This is a genomic window from Psychrobacter immobilis (assembly GCF_904846065.1).
Lineage (GTDB): Bacteria > Pseudomonadota > Gammaproteobacteria > Pseudomonadales > Moraxellaceae > Psychrobacter > Psychrobacter immobilis_H.
In genome coordinates, this window is sequence record NZ_CAJGZV010000001.1 from 851,947 (window position 1) to 868,455 (window position 16,509).

The 16,509-nt window shown below is 42.1% G+C and carries 16 protein-coding genes; 12 read left to right on the forward strand and 4 right to left on the reverse strand.

The features are described 5' to 3' along the window. Positions 1-33 precede the first annotated feature (33 nt). Positions 34-510, forward strand: a complete 477-nt coding sequence (locus JMW64_RS03685) for a hypothetical protein (RefSeq protein ID WP_201553402.1) — start codon at positions 34-36, stop codon at positions 508-510. A gap of 90 nt (positions 511-600) precedes the next feature. Here JMW64_RS03685 and JMW64_RS03690 read toward each other — a convergent pair whose 3' ends face one another. Then, on the reverse strand, positions 601-1,371 hold the full coding sequence (locus tag JMW64_RS03690) for a DUF3108 domain-containing protein (RefSeq protein ID WP_045446684.1): 771 nt from the start codon (positions 1,369-1,371) through the stop codon (positions 601-603). A gap of 549 nt (positions 1,372-1,920) precedes the next feature. On the opposite strand from JMW64_RS03690, the gene JMW64_RS03695 reads away from it, so the two are divergent. The 3 genes from JMW64_RS03695 (at position 1,921) to JMW64_RS03705 (ending at position 6,166) form a co-directional block, all read left to right on the forward strand. Then, positions 1,921-2,214, forward strand: a complete 294-nt coding sequence (locus JMW64_RS03695; RefSeq protein ID WP_041757514.1) for a co-chaperone GroES — start codon at positions 1,921-1,923, stop codon at positions 2,212-2,214. Between the two features lie 105 nt (positions 2,215-2,319). Then, positions 2,320-3,969, forward strand: coding sequence for a chaperonin GroEL (gene groL, locus JMW64_RS03700; protein ID WP_109591437.1), 1,650 nt, complete (start codon positions 2,320-2,322; stop codon positions 3,967-3,969). A 583-nt stretch (positions 3,970-4,552) separates the two neighbouring features. Then, complete coding sequence (locus JMW64_RS03705; protein WP_201553404.1) at positions 4,553-6,166, forward strand: glucosamine inositolphosphorylceramide transferase family protein; 1,614 nt, start codon at positions 4,553-4,555, stop codon at positions 6,164-6,166. A gap of 104 nt (positions 6,167-6,270) precedes the next feature. Here JMW64_RS03705 and yaaA read toward each other — a convergent pair whose 3' ends face one another. Beyond that, the gene (gene yaaA, locus JMW64_RS03710; protein ID WP_201553406.1) at positions 6,271-7,071 is read right to left on the reverse strand and encodes a peroxide stress protein YaaA; all 801 of its coding nucleotides are present in this window, start codon (positions 7,069-7,071) and stop codon (positions 6,271-6,273) included. Between the two features lie 466 nt (positions 7,072-7,537). On the opposite strand from yaaA, the gene JMW64_RS03715 reads away from it, so the two are divergent. The 6 genes from JMW64_RS03715 (at position 7,538) to JMW64_RS03740 (ending at position 12,197) form a co-directional block, all read left to right on the forward strand. Then, positions 7,538-8,695, forward strand: a complete 1,158-nt coding sequence (locus JMW64_RS03715) for a Re/Si-specific NAD(P)(+) transhydrogenase subunit alpha (protein WP_201553417.1) — start codon at positions 7,538-7,540, stop codon at positions 8,693-8,695. Between the two features lie 74 nt (positions 8,696-8,769). Continuing rightward, on the forward strand, positions 8,770-9,150 hold the full coding sequence (locus JMW64_RS03720) for a proton-translocating transhydrogenase family protein (protein ID WP_025652231.1): 381 nt from the start codon (positions 8,770-8,772) through the stop codon (positions 9,148-9,150). A 14-nt stretch (positions 9,151-9,164) separates the two neighbouring features. Then, a complete protein-coding gene (locus tag JMW64_RS03725; RefSeq protein ID WP_173240432.1) occupies positions 9,165-10,544 on the forward strand; it encodes an NAD(P)(+) transhydrogenase (Re/Si-specific) subunit beta in 1,380 nt (459 codons plus the stop codon). A 174-nt stretch (positions 10,545-10,718) separates the two neighbouring features. After that, complete coding sequence (locus JMW64_RS03730; RefSeq protein ID WP_201553419.1) at positions 10,719-11,282, forward strand: acyl-CoA thioesterase; 564 nt, start codon at positions 10,719-10,721, stop codon at positions 11,280-11,282. A 130-nt stretch (positions 11,283-11,412) separates the two neighbouring features. Continuing rightward, positions 11,413-11,622, forward strand: a complete 210-nt coding sequence (gene iscX, locus JMW64_RS03735) for a Fe-S cluster assembly protein IscX (RefSeq protein ID WP_021812734.1) — start codon at positions 11,413-11,415, stop codon at positions 11,620-11,622. Positions 11,623-11,696: 74 nt separating this feature from the next. Then, entirely contained in the window at positions 11,697-12,197 is a 501-nt protein-coding gene (locus JMW64_RS03740) for a GyrI-like domain-containing protein (RefSeq protein ID WP_201540912.1), read from the forward strand. 90 nt (positions 12,198-12,287) lie between these two features. Here the strand turns inward: JMW64_RS03740 and dapE are convergent, their stop codons facing one another. Together dapE and JMW64_RS03750 are read right to left on the reverse strand one after the other, a co-directional pair. Beyond that, positions 12,288-13,502 (reverse strand): succinyl-diaminopimelate desuccinylase, encoded by a 1,215-nt coding sequence (dapE, locus tag JMW64_RS03745; protein ID WP_201540911.1) that lies wholly within the window; start codon positions 13,500-13,502, stop codon positions 12,288-12,290. 98 nt (positions 13,503-13,600) lie between these two features. Further along, a complete protein-coding gene (locus JMW64_RS03750) occupies positions 13,601-14,356 on the reverse strand; it encodes a 2OG-Fe(II) oxygenase (protein ID WP_193007369.1) in 756 nt (251 codons plus the stop codon). Between the two features lie 129 nt (positions 14,357-14,485). On the opposite strand from JMW64_RS03750, the gene JMW64_RS03755 reads away from it, so the two are divergent. Further along, complete coding sequence (locus JMW64_RS03755) at positions 14,486-15,361, forward strand: 23S rRNA (adenine(2030)-N(6))-methyltransferase RlmJ (protein WP_045446718.1); 876 nt, start codon at positions 14,486-14,488, stop codon at positions 15,359-15,361. Between the two features lie 42 nt (positions 15,362-15,403). Then, positions 15,404-16,306, forward strand: a complete 903-nt coding sequence (gene pssA / locus JMW64_RS03760; protein ID WP_227676798.1) for a CDP-diacylglycerol--serine O-phosphatidyltransferase — start codon at positions 15,404-15,406, stop codon at positions 16,304-16,306. The last annotated feature ends 203 nt before the right edge of the window (positions 16,307-16,509 follow it).

The window sequence follows — 16,509 nt, forward strand, 5'->3', positions numbered from 1 at the left end:
ATAACGCTATTAATTAGGAAGTAAATATATCTAATGGTCACTAACCGCTCCGATAGTGAGATAAGCGCACCAGCCAAAAAATCTGCCAAAGCTGCTAAGCTTAAAAAGCCAATTACGCCCATTCGTCAGCACTTGATGGTGACTTGGCTGATTTGGTTGGTTTATAGACTGCTTGGGTTACCTATTTTTATCAATGTTTTTAATCCCAGTAGTCCTGATGTCATTGGCGGTATCGCCTGGCAAGCATTATGGCTAGTGCCAGCATTTATTTTGACGCCCGCGATACTACGTGGTCGTTCGCCATATGTGCTATTGATAGGCAGTATGCTTACCTTGGTTTATTTGGGGGCGAGTGGTGTGGTGCTGTTTACCCGCGTTTACGGCAGCAGCTGGGCAGAGATAGTGGTTTATTTGCTTGATTTCGTCTTATTACTGGCAATCAATATTTGGTTATTTATTCTACTAAAGCGTCTTCCTTCAATGAACAACGTCGTTAAGCAGCCACGTTAGTTGATTTAGCGAAGTGTAAGGCATAAAAAAGCGGCGCTCTATTTAGAGCGCCGCTTTTTTTATGCTATTTCTGCTTATTTAATAAAAAGCTTAATTTACTTTGGTTAATTCTAAATCCATCTTTTTGCCATCATTAATTTGGCTAACTTTTACTGGTAGGTAGTCTAAGCTTGGTGCCAGCCAAAAACTGGTAGAACGACTATTGTCATCGTGGATACGGTCGACACGTACGGTATCAAATGTGCCAGCTGGAACGGTAATCTTGGTGTTACCAGATTTTTTAAAAGGGGTTTTCTCTATTTTGTCTTTTTTCGCCATGTAATAGTTACCAGAGAATTTACCGTTCAGTAAATCTTGGCGAATTTGCACTTCCAAACTTAAATCATCAAAAGCTTGTTGTGCCATGTTCATGGTCGTTGATTTGCCTTTATAGTTACTCACCACCTTTTTACTGCTTGGATTAAAGTCTAATTTGTGCGTACGACCAACGCCTAATAGCTTATAAGTGGTGCTGGCTTGAGTCGGAATGACATTATTACCGTTGATGGTAAAAGTGCTGTTTTGCGAAGCGCTTGCGACACCTGCCACCCGAGCATTGACATTATATTTCCAAGTATTACCTGATTTGTTAAGCGTGCGAGTAGCCGTGCCTTTATATTTGTCTTCAACAGTAAAGCTGTAGTTAGCGCTTGAAGGTTCGATATTCTTTGCGCTGGCAAGGGTAGGTGCAGTCATACTTATCGCTCCAATCGTAGCAATACTGGCCCCAGTGGTTAGGGCGGTTAAAAACTTAGACTTGCTGCGTTTGGTATTATTAGTATCGGTTGTTAATGACTTTTGATCGTTTGATAAAAAACTCATGGACATTCCTTAATTGCTATTTATGGCATTGCTTATAACTATTGTTGTTTTCTTAAGAACTATAATGGTCATGTCCTGCTATCTTTTCAAGAGTGCCAGCTGTCCCTGTGGTGTTGCTAGTGTAGTCAAGGTTGCTGGCATCGAGCGCGATATCATCAGGCGTCACTTACTGTAACTTGAGTAAGCAGGAGTAAGTTAATCGGTCAGTTGTAAATGATATGGGGTAGCTTAACTAATCCAATTCAGTATTGAAATTTAGCACTCATATGGCTGCTTTTAAAATCTTGCTAAGGCCTTTAATACGGTGCAATTCAATCAAATGACTGTTCATAAACGTCATTACCAACTAAATAATCCACGATATGCAAAATTCTTGTAAATTTTTGGGCTTTACACTTGAAGCTAACTCACTTTGCCCCCACTTTTTGATACAAGCTCAAAGCTTATCTTTAGAATGCTGTTTTAAGCAGTAGTGCCTATAGATATTGGTATTGAGACCATTAATTCAAATAAACCCTTATTGCAAATAACCAAATTATTGGAGACATATTGATGAATATTCGTCCTTTACATGATCGCATCGTTGTCCGCCGCATAGAAGAAGAAACAAAAACGGCTGGTGGTATCTTGCTTCCTGGTTCTGCTCAAGAAAAACCTTCACAAGGTGAAGTGCTAGCAACTGGTAACGGTCAGATTCGTGACAACGGCGAAACTCGCGCGTTAGATGTAAAAACTGGCGACAAAGTCTTGTTCGGTCAATATGCTGGTCAAACCGTGAAAGTTGACGGCGAAGAACTATTGATTATGAAAGAATCTGATGTATTGGGTGTGTTAGAAGGCTAGTCCTTTTTGAGTATTTTTATACTCAGCGCATTTTGACAACATTATTTAAAAATTATTGAAACATTTAATTGCATTCTCATACTTATAATAGTGGAGTAATTTAACATGGCAAAAGACGTAAAATTCGGCATTGATGCCCGTAAACAAATGATGGATGGCGTAAACATCCTAGCAAATGCAGTACGCGTAACCCTAGGTCCTAAAGGTCGTAACGTGGTTATCGATAAATCATTTGGCGCGCCTACCATCACTAAAGATGGTGTTTCAGTTGCCAAAGAAATCGAGCTTGAAAACAAATTCGAAAACATGGGCGCTCAATTAGTCCGTGAAGTGGCTAGCCGCACAAATGATGTTGCTGGTGATGGTACGACGACTGCGACCGTATTGGCGCAATCTATCTTGCAAGAAGGCATGAAGTCTGTTGCTGCTGGCATGAACCCAATGGATCTAAAGCGCGGTATCGATAAAGCGGTTCGTGCAGCTGTTGAGCAGATTCATTTGCTAGCTACACCAGCTGACGATTCAAAAGCGATTGCCCAAGTTGGTTCTATCTCTGCCAACTCAGACACCAAAATCGGTGAGCTAATTGCTCAAGCGATGGAAAAAGTCGGTAAGCAAGGCGTTATCACCGTTGAAGAAGGTTCAAGCTTCGAAGATACCTTAGAAGTTGTCGAAGGTATGCAGTTTGACCGTGGGTATATCAGCCCGTACTTTGCGAACAAGCAAGACAGCTTAACCGCTGAATTTGAAAACCCATATATCTTGTTGGTTGATAAAAAAATCAGCAATATTCGTGAAATCGTGCCATTACTTGAGCAAGTGATGCAGCAGAGCAAGCCATTGCTAATCATTGCTGAAGACGTAGAAAACGAAGCTTTGGCGACATTGGTTGTCAACAACATGCGTGGCGGCTTGAAAACTTGTGCAGTTAAAGCACCAGGTTTCGGCGATCGTCGTAAAGCCATGCTTGAAGATATCGCAACGCTAACGGGCGGTACTGTGATTTCTGAAGAGATTGGTCTAAGTTTAGAGACTGCTACTCTTGAGCAACTTGGTACGGCGAAAAAAGTCACTGTCGGTAAAGAAAACACCGTGATCGTTGATGGCGCTGGTAACTCTGCTGACATCGAAAACCGTGTTGAATCTATCAAACGTCAAGTTGAAGAATCAACGTCTGACTACGACAAAGAAAAGCTTCAAGAGCGTATGGCTAAACTGGCTGGCGGCGTTGCCGTTATCAAAGTTGGCGCTGCGACTGAAACTGAAATGAAAGAGAAGAAAGATCGTGTTGACGATGCGCTCCATGCGACTCGTGCCGCGGTTGAAGAAGGCGTTGTACCTGGTGGTGGTGTTGCCCTAGTTCGTGCAATGAATGCATTGTCTGAGCTACGTGGCGATAACGATGACCAAAATGCTGGTATCAATATCTTACGTCGCGCAATGGAAGCACCATTACGTCAAATCGTAACCAACGCTGGCGAAGAAGCATCAGTAGTAGTGAACGAAGTGAAGAGTGGCAGCGGTAACTACGGTTACAACGCAGCTTCTAGCGAATACGGTGATATGCTAGAGATGGGTATTCTTGATCCAGCTAAAGTAGCTCGTTCAGCGCTAGAAAATGCAGCATCTGTTGCAGGCCTAATGCTAACGACCGAAGTCATGATTACTGATTTGCCACAAGGTGATGACGGTATGGCTGGCATGGGCGGTGCTGGTGGAATGGGCGGTATGGGTGGAATGGGCGGCATGATGTAATTTATGCCTCGACTAAACTTGTACGACGTTGTTAACCTCGCTCGATGTACTATTAGTACAATCTTCACTTGGTCGCCTAGTCGTACTGCTTTAGTCAATCCATAAATCGCTTTTCGCTAGAAGTATGATTTTGTCATAACGTTTATTTGATCATTAGAAGCTCTGTTATCAGAAGATAGCAGGGCTTTTTTTTGCCTAATTTTTATAGGGCTACTCATTGGTATATGAGGTAATTACGGTTTTATATAGATTCATTCTATAGTGTTGGATAAGTGTTTTATGCTTGGGAAGGTTGTCAATTGACAGACATAGTGAGGGCGTTGCTGTTTCTTAGACTTAGTGGTGAAACTTTACCTGCTATTTACTCATGGTCTTTGATGCATTTCTAAAAACTTCAATAAATAAAATACCAATTAGATCGACAAAATCGACCTGACATTATCAAAAGTATTGAATATATAAAGTTTTTTTATATATGTTATTATTTAAATGTATTTAATGGACTGATACTTTATCAAAGGACAATTGAGCACGTGTTATGGCTGCTTAGCCACAAACTCTTGTGCAATTCAAGGTGATGATGATGAAAAAAATTAGGCTTGGGATTCTTGTAGAAGAGGAAACATTGGCATGGTATAAGTTCAAACCATTAAAATCTCTCGTCGATGAAGGCAAGGTTGAGGTTTGTATTGCTGTCCAACGGGATAAAAAACAAGCATCTCACATGTCTCGTCTGTCCAAAGTTATTCCTTCCATTAATCAAAAGTTATTTTCTTTTCTTTCTCGAAATAAGAGTAATACCAAGCGTTATTCTATTCATGACTTGGTGGCTAATGGTACGATGCCCATCGTAATATCAGTAGTAAATCAGGATAAAATTTATGATGAGATTGAGGATTCAGTGATTGAGAAACTTGAAGCCGCCAATCTAGATTATCTGGTCAAATTTGGTTTTCGAACCTTAGCAGGGAGAATTCTGAGTGTTTCAAAAAAAGGTATTCTCTTATTTCGTTACGGCGATGAAACCAAACAAAGACGCGGATCAGCATTGTATTGGCAGTTTGCCGAACAATGGGAGAATAGTGTAGTCACGCTACATCTGTTAAATGAGCGTCTTAATGGTGATAAAGTCGTTGGGAGAGGGTATGGCTCTTTATTTTACTGGGACTATAATTTAACCGAGCATAAATTAAATGGTGTCGCAGCATCTATATTGTATTGGTATTTCCATAAAAATAAAATTGGCGTTAAAAATGGAAATTCGACGAATTTAATGCTTGACGATGCAATTTATGAAGAACCCCAGCAACTGACTGCCATACGGCATTTGATGAGTTTTTTTAAAAACTATACGATAAAGACTTTCTATAAGAGTCTTTATCACAATAACTGGAGTATTTTGATTGGTTCTATTGATCAGTCGATGCAAACATATACTGAGCTATTGCCTGAAAAAGGATGTTTTTGGGCTGACCCTTTTTATATTGAGCGAGATTCAAGGCGTTATATATTTTTTGAGAGCTTAAATTATAAAGAAGGTATCGGCCGTATAGAGTGGGTGGAACTGGATGAGCACCATCAAGTTATCAATTCTGGACCAGTCGATTTAGGTATTAGCTCTCATTTAAGCTTTCCTAATGTATTCGAGCATGAAGACGCTGTATATATGATTCCAGAAGCCGCCAAGACCAATTGTATCAACCTATTAAAAGCGACGGATTTTCCGCAGAAGTGGGAAAAAGTTCATGAATTGGTGTCTGGGGTTCAGGCAGCAGATAGTGCCGTTATTGAGCACAATGGCATATGGTATCTTTTTACCACGCATGGTTCAATTTCAGTCCTTACAATGGATTTGGAATTGCATATTTATACGTCTGATAAGTTGGAGTCAGATAACTGGACCATTCATCCCTCGGCGCCTTTAAAAATTGACGTGCGTGGGTCACGATTAGCAGGTGCATTATTTAAGAGAGATGGTCAGCTGTTTCGTACGGCTCAAGATGGCACTATTAGGTATGGGCGTAGAGTGGCTTTGTATCTGGTAGAAGAGTTGACACCGACATCTTACAAAGAAACCTTTGTGCATTATATCGAACCCAATTGGGAAAACGAGATCGATCGTCTTCATACCTATAACGTATATGATCAAACTGTCGTACTTGATGTCTCAAGAGATAAGTTGCGCTTTACCGTATAATCATTGAGAGGTTTTACGGCAACTGGTGATAATATTCTGTCGAAAAACCCTGATAGGCTGAGCTTATCGGGGTTTATTTATACAAATTAGATATTTTTTTAAAACTACTGACTGGCTGCATCCCGTCTAAACGTCCACGTTTTATCATCAGAAGCGGCTTCACAGTAATAATATCCCGCCAAATCAAACTGCTTTAGCTGCTCAGCATTGGTTAGCTTATTATCAGCAGCATACTTCACCATCAGTCCGCGTGCTTTTTTGGCATAGAAGCTAATCACTTTGTATTGACCATTCTTTTCATCTTCAAATCGTGGCGTGATAACTTCCGCATTCAGCGCTTTCTTCTTGACCACTTTGAAATATTCATTTGACGCCAGATTAATCAAAATCTTATCATCACTATCTGCCATACGTGCATTAATAATGGCAGTTACTTCCTCGCCCCAAAACTCATAAAGGTTATCGCCACGTTCATTTTTCAGTTTGGTACCCATCTCTAAACGATAGGGCTGAATTAAATCGAGCGGTTTCAGTACGCCATATAATCCAGACAAGATACCCAGATGCTTATTGACGTAAATGGCGGTGTCTTTATCCATATGATACATATCAAGTCCAGTATAAACATCGCCATCGAATAGATAACCTGCAGGTTTGGCATTGCCTAAAGTAAAGGGCTTATCGTTGCTCCAACGCCACTCTTGATTGCGCTTGGCATTGAGCTGTGCCAAATCATCAGAGATGCCCATCAGTTCTTGTAAATCAATCGGTTCTTTCGATTTTAAGTTTTTCATCAATGCTTGTGCATGTTCGATGAGCTCTGGTTGACTATAATATTTGTCTAAGTTCACTGGCACCGCATCTTTCTCATTTAAAGATTTGGCAGGGGAAAGTAAAAAATACATCGTCATTCCTTATTATAGTGAGTCAATGGGTATTCTATTTATGTATCAAGTTTTCTTATTATACGATATGCAGCATTGTATCTTGACCTACCCGTCGTTATTTCGTGTTTTTTAACGTTACCCTTAAAAAGGACAGATATTTGAGTGATATAAGCCGATAGCTTGTTAAGTCTAGCGTTTAATTGAAAAGGAAAAATTTTTAATATAACAATAAAAGTTATGCAGATGGTGTAAATGCCTAACTTTTTATTTTACTTGTGGGTCATCATTAGGCAATGAAAGTTAGCGGACGTTATCTCTATAATAAAAAGGCATGATGGCAAATTCGCTATCATTTATTAAATTGATAATCTTTGGTGGTTAATGTTAAACCAATAGTGACCAAAGGTTTTTTTGTCCCCTGTGCTTTTTAAACGTGCGTTGAGGGTATTAAAGGTAGTCATTAAGACGTAAGTAAGGAGACGGTATGAAAATCGGTGTAATCAGTGCAGATATCGCGAGCGAGAGTCGCGTAGCGCTAACCCCAGACGCGGTCAAAAAATTGCGTAAGCTTGGGTTTGAAGTCGTCATACAGTCAGGTGCAGGTCAAGCAGCGTATTATGCTGATGAGTTGTATCAGGCTGCTGGTGCCGATATTGCCAATAGCAGCGCCGAGGTAGTCACCCAGTCTCAGATTATTACCACGGTGAATGACTTGCCTGCTGCGGTGACAGAGAGCCTAACAACGGGTCAGATCGTCGTTGGTATGCTCGACCCCTATCGTAATAGCCAGCTAGATACTTATGCGGCTAAAGGCGTTACTGCCTTTGCCATGGAGCTATTACCACGCACCTTGTCGCGCGCACAAAATATGGATGTATTGTCTTCACAAGCCAACCTTGCTGGTTATAAAGCAGTACTACTAGCTGCCAACGAATATTCGCGTCCGTTCCCGATGTTTATGACCTCAGCCGGTACGGTTAAACCTGCCAAAGTCGTCATTTTAGGTGTCGGTGTTGCAGGTTTGCAAGCCATTGCAACGGCGAAGCGTTTAGGCGCCGTCGTTGAAGCCAGTGATTTACGTCCGACTGCTCGTGAGCAAGTAGAGTCATTAGGTGGTAAGTGGCTTGATGTGCCGATGAGTGCAGAAGAAGCTGAGACAGCTAAGTCCACAGGTGGTTATGCTTGGACACCATCGGAGCAATATGTCAAAGACCAAGCAGCAGTGGTTGACAAAGCATTAAGCAATGCTGATATTGTCATCACGACTGCGCAAATTCCTGGTCGTAACGCACCACGCTTGGTGCACGGAGCCACGCTTGCCAAAATGAAAGCCGGTTCAGTGCTGATCGATATGGCAGCTGGCACGGGCGGCAACGTCGAAGGCAGTGTGCCTGATGAAACCATCACCACGGCCAATGGCGTGCGTATTGTTGGGGCGGCCAACATCCCATCGCAACTGGCAGCACAGTCTTCAGATTTATATGCCAATAACCTTGTTAACTTTATCACAACCTTAATTGCTCCTGCCGCTACAGATGACGCTCCAGCAACTAAACTGGCACTGAACTTAGATATGGAAGATGAGATTCAGGGCGCACTGGCAGTGACGCATGAGAGTCAGGTACGCCTCGCTAAGCGCTAGGTTTTAACCGCCTGTCACTTCACTATTTGTCACCATACATTTGCCAGACACGAATAAATTTTTAGGAGGATTAGATGATTGCCACTGTTTTAGCTGCAGCGCCAGCCGGTGCGGCCATGAGTAGCACACCATTTGTAGCGATTTTTACCGTATTTGTGCTCGCTATTTTTGTCGGATATTACGTCGTTTGGGGCGTCACGCCTGCATTGCACACGCCATTAATGGCAGTGACCAATGCTTTATCTAGTATTGTCATCGTTGGTGCGATGCTACAGACTGTCAATATTGACGGCGCTATGTTTACCCCAACCAGTTTGCTAGGTGCGTTTGCCGTATTTTTAGCCAGCATTAACATATTTGGTGGTTTTGCCGTGACTGAGCGTATGCTTGCAATGTTTAAACCCAAAGCAAAAAAAGCCCCAGTGGTAACGACTGAAAGCGGAGGCGACGCATGAGTGATTTAACAAGTATGATTGCAGCCAATGCTGACTGGTTTTATCTAATCGGTGCCATTCTTTTTGTCTTGACCTTACGTGGTCTATCTAGCCCAAAAACCGCCATTCGTGGTAACCGTTTTGGTATGGTGGCCATGGCGATTGCCGTTGCAACGACATTCTTCTTAGCGGAAGGCCCTGTGCTTTGGTTGATTGTTGGTGCCATGGTGTTAGGTGCTATCGTCGGTATGTGGAAGGCAAAAACGGTCGCAATGACTCAGATGCCAGAAACGGTTGCTTTAATGCATTCATTCGTTGGTTTGGCAGCTGTTGCCATTGCTCTAGCAACGGTACTTCATACTGAACAACAACATGGTACGGTTGCCCGTTTAGAATTGTTCATCGGTTGCTTTATTGGTGCGATTACTTTCTCAGCGTCTGTCTTCGCCTTTGGTAAATTGGCAGCGAAGAGTTGGGCCAAAACATTGGTCGGCGGCTGGGTCAAACCCGTGCAAGCTATCTTGTTCATTGCGATGATTGGCTTTGGTATCGTCTACTTTATGACTGATTCATTGCCTGCTTTCTACGCGATGGCAGTACTGGCGGTGGTATTCGGTTGGATGTGGATTGCCCCAATCGGCGGCGGCGACATGCCAGTCGTTGTGTCTTTACTGAACTCGTTCTCTGGTTGGGCGGCGGCCGGTATTGGTTTTACCCTCGGCAACTCGATGCTCATTATCGCCGGTTCGCTCGTTGGTTCGTCAGGTGCAATCTTGTCTTATATCATGTGTAAAGCCATGAACCGCTCATTACTTAACGTATTGTTCGGTGGAATGGGTACGGCAGCTGTGGCAGCAGGTGGCGATGATGGTGCACCAAAGAATTATAAAGCTGGTTCAGCAGAAGATGCTGGCTTCTTGATGGCCAATGCCAGCAACGTGGTGATCGTACCGGGTTATGGTATGGCGCAAGGCCGTGCACAGAATGCGGTAAAAGAGCTATATGAGCTATTAAAAGAAGAAGGTGTCAATGTTCGCTTTGCGATTCATCCGGTCGCTGGTCGTATGCCAGGACACATGAACGTGCTATTGGCTGAAGCGGATGTGCCGTACGATGACATCCTTGAGATGGATGAGATCAACTCAGACTTCGCCAGTACGGATGTGGTCTTGGTCATCGGTGCCAATGACGTGGTCAACCCTTCTGCAAAAGAGGATCCAACGTCGCCAATCTTTGGTATGCCCATCTTGGAAGTGACCAAAGCTCAAACAGTGATGGTTATCAAACGTTCGATGAGCACGGGTTATGCAGGGCTTGATAACAGCTTGTTCTACATGGACAAAACTATGATGATCTTTGGTGATGCCAAGAAAATGGTAGAAGAGATGGTACGTAGTATCAATGGTGCTCATTAATCGCTAGAATCGGTTTTTGAATACGAGCTTTCAAATATAAGATTTCAAATAAAAAAGTCACTGAGGTGGCTTTTTTTGCGTTAAGGTAGGCAGCATTTATACTCAATCATTGTTTATACCAAGTACATTTATACAAAATAGGTTTGTACAAAATAAAAGTTAAGAGGGTTATTTATGAATATGTTGATACGCTTTTTTATTATGGTCAGTTTGCTAAAACAGCAACTCAAGCAGCAATCAGTGAGTGAGCGGCTGAGTATTGAGCTCTTGATTGCACCGACGGTTCGTCACTATCGAGTATTACCGCATGACATGGGCTTTCGCGACCACTTGCCTAATTATCGTTATTTGTCTTTTATTGAGCTAAACATTACTCGCTGGCTGATGACGTGCTGTCATCAAAAAGGTATTAAGCCATTAAATTGGGTTATCGCCATGCAAGAAATGGTTTATTTAAAAGAAATTAAATTTTTAGATAAAATGACGGTGAGTAGCACTCTTACGGGCTGGGATAAAAAATACGTTTATTTTGAAACGCGCTTTTTTGTAAAAAACCAGTTGATGGGCGTTGGTATGACTAAGTTTATATTGACCAATAAAAAAGGCAAATGTGCGCCAGAGATATTGGATATGATAGGTGAGCGGTTGAATGAGGTCATTGATTCTTGGAATCAGCATCAAGTGGCGATTAAATCTGCCAAGTCTGCTGAAACGAGTAAAACAACAAGTGCGGCATAACGAACTTGTCTACAATCAATGGGCGAATTTTGGTAGGATAGCGGTTATTAAGTTGCCAATCAAATCACCAGTCAAATTGACTGCTGATTTGATGAGGTGTATAAAAATGATTAAAAGTTAAGGAGCTATCATGACCCCGCAAAAATTAAAATGGACAGACAGCTTAGATATCGCTATTGAGCTGTATGAGAAGTTTCCAGAGACCGACCCGCAGTACATCCGTTTTACTGATTTACATCGCTGGGTGACTGAGCTTGAAGGTTTTGATGATGATCCACAAAAATCAAACGAAGGTATCTTAGAAGCGATTCAGATGAATTGGATTGATGAAGCAGATTAGATTTATACCCTGAAGCGCTATTTTTAATACTATCTCAAATAGAAAACTGAATAAATATATAGGACTTACAGATCATGACTTCACAAATTAAAGAGTTACCTGAAGCAATAACTTGTAAAGGTATTAGCGTTCGTACGACCAATAACGCTGAGATTAGCGAAGACACGGCGAAACTGGGTCGTTTATGGCAAAAGTTTTACCAAAATCATGCCAGTGATCTGCCTAAAGGCGAAGACATTTATGGTGTCTATCATAACTATGAGAGCGATGATTTGGTCGGCGCTTTTGACGTGGTTGCCAGTTGGAAAGTAGCCAGTGAGCAAGAGCCATCAGACAGTGAAGATATGTCTAAGGCTGCAAACCTAGTAACAGTAGATATTCCTGCAGGAAAGTATTTGGTATTCTCTGAGCAGGGTAGAATGCCATACACGGTGATGAATGCTTGGGAAAAGGCTTGGACCTATTTTAATGATCGCAGCTGTGAACATACCCGAACTTTTGATGTCGATTTTGAGCATTATATCGGTGGTAATCTAGAGTATGGTCAAGTTGATCTCTATATTGGTATTGAGTAAAATTAGTATTGAATAAATCAGTCAAAATAATAAAAAAGCGCCAAGTCTGCTATCAGACTTGGCGCTTTCTTTGCTTACTTCAACGAATGATTAATTTAGTAGCAGGTTCTCTAAAATCCCTTCATAAATCTGCGCAAGCTTGCCTAAGTCATCGACTTCTACCTTTTCATCAACTTGGTGAATCGTCGCATTTCTTACACCAAGCTCAACGACTTGTGCACCCGTTGGTGCAATAAAGCGTCCATCAGATGTACCGCCTGATGTAGATAGTGTCGTGTCAGTATCAGTTACCTTTTTGATCGCTTTTTGACAGGCAGAAACCAATTTACCTTCAGGGGTCAAAAACGGCTGACCAGATAATTTCCAATGGATATCATAACTGGCCTTACTATTAGTAAAGTATTTGTCAAAGATAGCATGCGTTTTTGCTTTTAGCTCATCTTCAGTGGTTTCCGTTGAAAAGCGGAAGTTGAAGATAACTCTTAACGTCTCAGGAATGACGTTGGTGGCGCCTGTACCGCCATTGATATTAGAGATTTGCAGTGAAGTCGCAGGGAAGTAGTCATTGCCACTATCCCAAGTAGCGGCAGTCAGTTCTGCCAAAGCTGCCATCGTTGCATGAATAGGGTTGCAAGCTAAATGTGGATATGCAACATGACCTTGTTTGCCAGTGACCGTAAGTTCCGCACCCAATGAGCCGCGGCGACCGTTTTTAATGATATCGCCGAGCGTATCCGTGCTCGATGGTTCGCCAACAAGACAATAAGTGATTTTTTCATTGCGGGCTTCTAAGGTCTCTATGACTTTGACCGTGCCATTAATAGACGGGCCTTCTTCATCTGAGGTGATTAAAAAAGCAATAGAACCATTGTGCTTAGGATAATTAGCGACGAAACGCTCGGCAGCGACGGTAAAAGCCGCAATCCCCGTTTTCATGTCAGCTGCACCGCGAGCCCATAGGTAACCATCAGCGATGGTTGGCGTAAATGGCGGATACGTCCAATTGCTTTCATCACCCGTAGGCACAACGTCGGTATGACCAGCAAAACAAATAACTGGATCAGTGGTACCACGGCGCGCCCATAGATTTTTGACTTCAGCATGTTCGCCGCTTTGATCTCTATCGCCAAAATACATAAATTCGCAGTCAAACCCAGCTTGTGATAATCGTTCTGACAAGATATCTTGACAGCCATCATCATCTGGTGTCACTGAAGGGCGTTCAAGTAGCGCAATACTTAAATCTAGCGTTTGCTGCTGATGGTTTTGTTGTTGATGGATGGTTTGTTTATTAAAGTCCGACATGAATAAACCTTTTTATTATAAATTAAAATGATAAATTTTTAAGATTGGCAGCCACGATACAATACAATCAGTCGTTGCTCGTTATTTGCTAATGCGTTTTAAATATTGTCTTCAACAAAAGGCACCAAACCATCACGGCGCATCCACGTAGCGATAGAATAACGCTGCCGATGGGCAATTTGTACTTGATGTTGTAGGTCACTGTCAAATATCACCAATCTATTGGCGACAGGCATGACGTTATGATGAACGCCATGTTTATCAATGATTTCTAGTGCGCCGCCGTCAGTTGGTTCCCATTCATCATTGAGATAAAACACCGCAGAGATAACGCGTTCATCACGCCCAGCTGGATTGTCACTATGCCATTGATAGCCAAACCCCACCGGATAGCAAGCATAATGCGCTTCACTGTGGCGAATACCGGCAAATAAACTGCGATTAAATAAGCTAGCAAGCGCATTGATACTTTGCAAATAATAAAACCCAGCAAAGAAGTTTTCCGTAATCCAGCGGATGCGATCACCGCGAATATCACTGACACGAATCCCAGCCGTCAGTTCTGCATCACGATAGTCAATAAAACCACTCTCTGCTTGCAAGGCTAACAGCGCTTTCGTTTCAAAGATCTCATCAATAATGATCCAACCATCATCAACGAATGTATCCAGTTGTGTATCAGTCAGCTTATCTTGCCAACTGATATCGAAATCAGACTGTTGTAATACGCGCTGAGTCAGTGGTTTTTGGCTTGGGTCGTCGCTATGAGGAAATAATAATGGTGGATTATCTTCTCCTATCGGATGATCAATCACCAACTTTGTCACATCAAGATTGCTAATAATCTCTGTCATTTCGTCTCACTATGGTCAGTTAGCTAGCAATACATAGCCAATCAATGCCTTTTTACCAAAACCATCGTTATCTTTTACTCTGCCTATGCTACCATAGATGTAATTTTTCTTATTTAAACTTTTGAGATTATGAACTATAAACACGCCTACCACGCTGGTAACTTTGCTGATGTGGTTAAACACATTTTATTGGTACAACTCCTTAATCAATTGGGGCAAAAAAACAAACCTTTTTATGTGCTTGATGCTTATGGTGGTCGCGGACTGTATTCACTGAGCAGTGAAGAAGCGCGCAAGACAGGTGAGGCCAAAGGTGGTATCCAAGCGTTACTAAATGCCAATACCGACAAGGCACCCGCTGCTGTCAAAGATTATATGGAAGGCATTAAGCAAGCGCGTTTCACTTATGACAATAAAGTCTATCCTGGTTCTCCTTGGTGGGTTGCCCATCATATCGAGAAAAATCCAGATGCAGGCGTGCGCGGTGAAGCTTTTGAAGCCAAAGCTAGCGAATATGATGCGCTAAATTATCAGTTGCACAAGTTACCCATTGGTATACAGCATCGTGATGCCTTTGAAGGTATTACCGCCGTTATTCCGCCAAAAGAAAAGCGTGGTCTGATTTTTCTTGATCCGCCTTATGAGCAAGAGCACAAAGATTTTACACGCCTTATAAATTTACTCGTTGCTGCTTATAATAAATGGCCACAAGGCACTTATGCGCTTTGGTTCCCTATTAAGAACGTTGAAGCCGTTGAATTGTTTTACAAAAAACTGAAGCGTACTGAAATGCGCCGCCAGTTGGTTTGTGAGCTGAATATTTATCCAAATGATGTGGCGGTTGGTCTTAACGGTACAGGTTTACTGGTCATCAATCCACCTTGGCAATTTGATAATCATGCACGTGAGATATTACGCTTCTTACAGCCTGCATTAAAAGTGGCTGATGCTCCAGACTTAACGCCTGATAGCGCAACCAATGTACGCTGGCTAGTCGGCGAATAACCATGTTAGTGAATAACTATGCCGGCAAATAAGGATATTGAGATGACTAACGTGCAATCACCTAAAGACGAATCAAATCATCCGCCTCTAAATGATGGATTGTTACAAGACAGCGCAGCCGCCCAGCCGCCCTTTGTCGATGAGCATGATTTCAATATTCGCTTAGCGGATAATGAGAGTTATGATGGCTTGACCTTTGAAGTGATTGAAGCAGAAGTTGCTGAAGGGCAGCGAGTAGTCAGTCGCGGTGTCTATTTAGCGCCAAACCTAATTACAACCTTGTCACTGCTATCTGGCTTTTATTCGATTTTAGCCAGTACGCAAGGCGAGTTCTACAAAGCTTCTTTAGCCATCTTTTTGTCCGCTATTCTCGACGGTGCTGATGGGCGAGTGGCGCGTATGCTTAATGCGCAAAGCCCCTTTGGCGAGCAATATGATTCGCTTGCCGATATGCTGGCTTTTGGTGTTGCACCAGCGATCTTAGTTTATAGTTTTGCGCTACAGCCGTTAGGTCGCATTGGCTTGGGCTGTGCGTTTGTCTTTACCGCCTGTGCCGCCTTCCGTCTCGCACGTTTTAACGTTCAGGTCGGTATTGTTGATAAAAAATACTTTGTCGGTTTGGCCAGTCCACTTGCTGCTATATTAGTAACGGCAGCCGTTATGGTCGCTGTTGACCATAATGAATGGGTTGGGCAGTACGATACGGCAGTCATATTCTTATTTGCTGCTTGGGTGGTGATTTGTGGTTTACTGATGGTTAGTAATGTCAAATACTATAGCTTTAAAGAGTTTGATAAAAAGAAAGTACCTTTTGTAGTTCTAATAATTGGTGTGTTGGTTATGAGTATTGTGCTCTATGATATACCTGTTGGTATCTTGGCGATTGGTATTATTTATGCGTTATCGGGTATTGTTACGACGATTAAAGCAAAAGCAAATTTTTAGAATTGATTGTTCGTGTCATATTAAGGAATTTACCGTAGGGTAAGTTCCTTTTTTTATACGCTTTATATATCAAACCGGCTATCAGTGTATTCATCACGATAAGATAAAGAAAGACCAGCTCATTTTTTAGATAATGATCATTGATAACGACTTGTTAAAGAAACCCACATGATTGAGATGAAATAAGCATGCTTATTTACGAG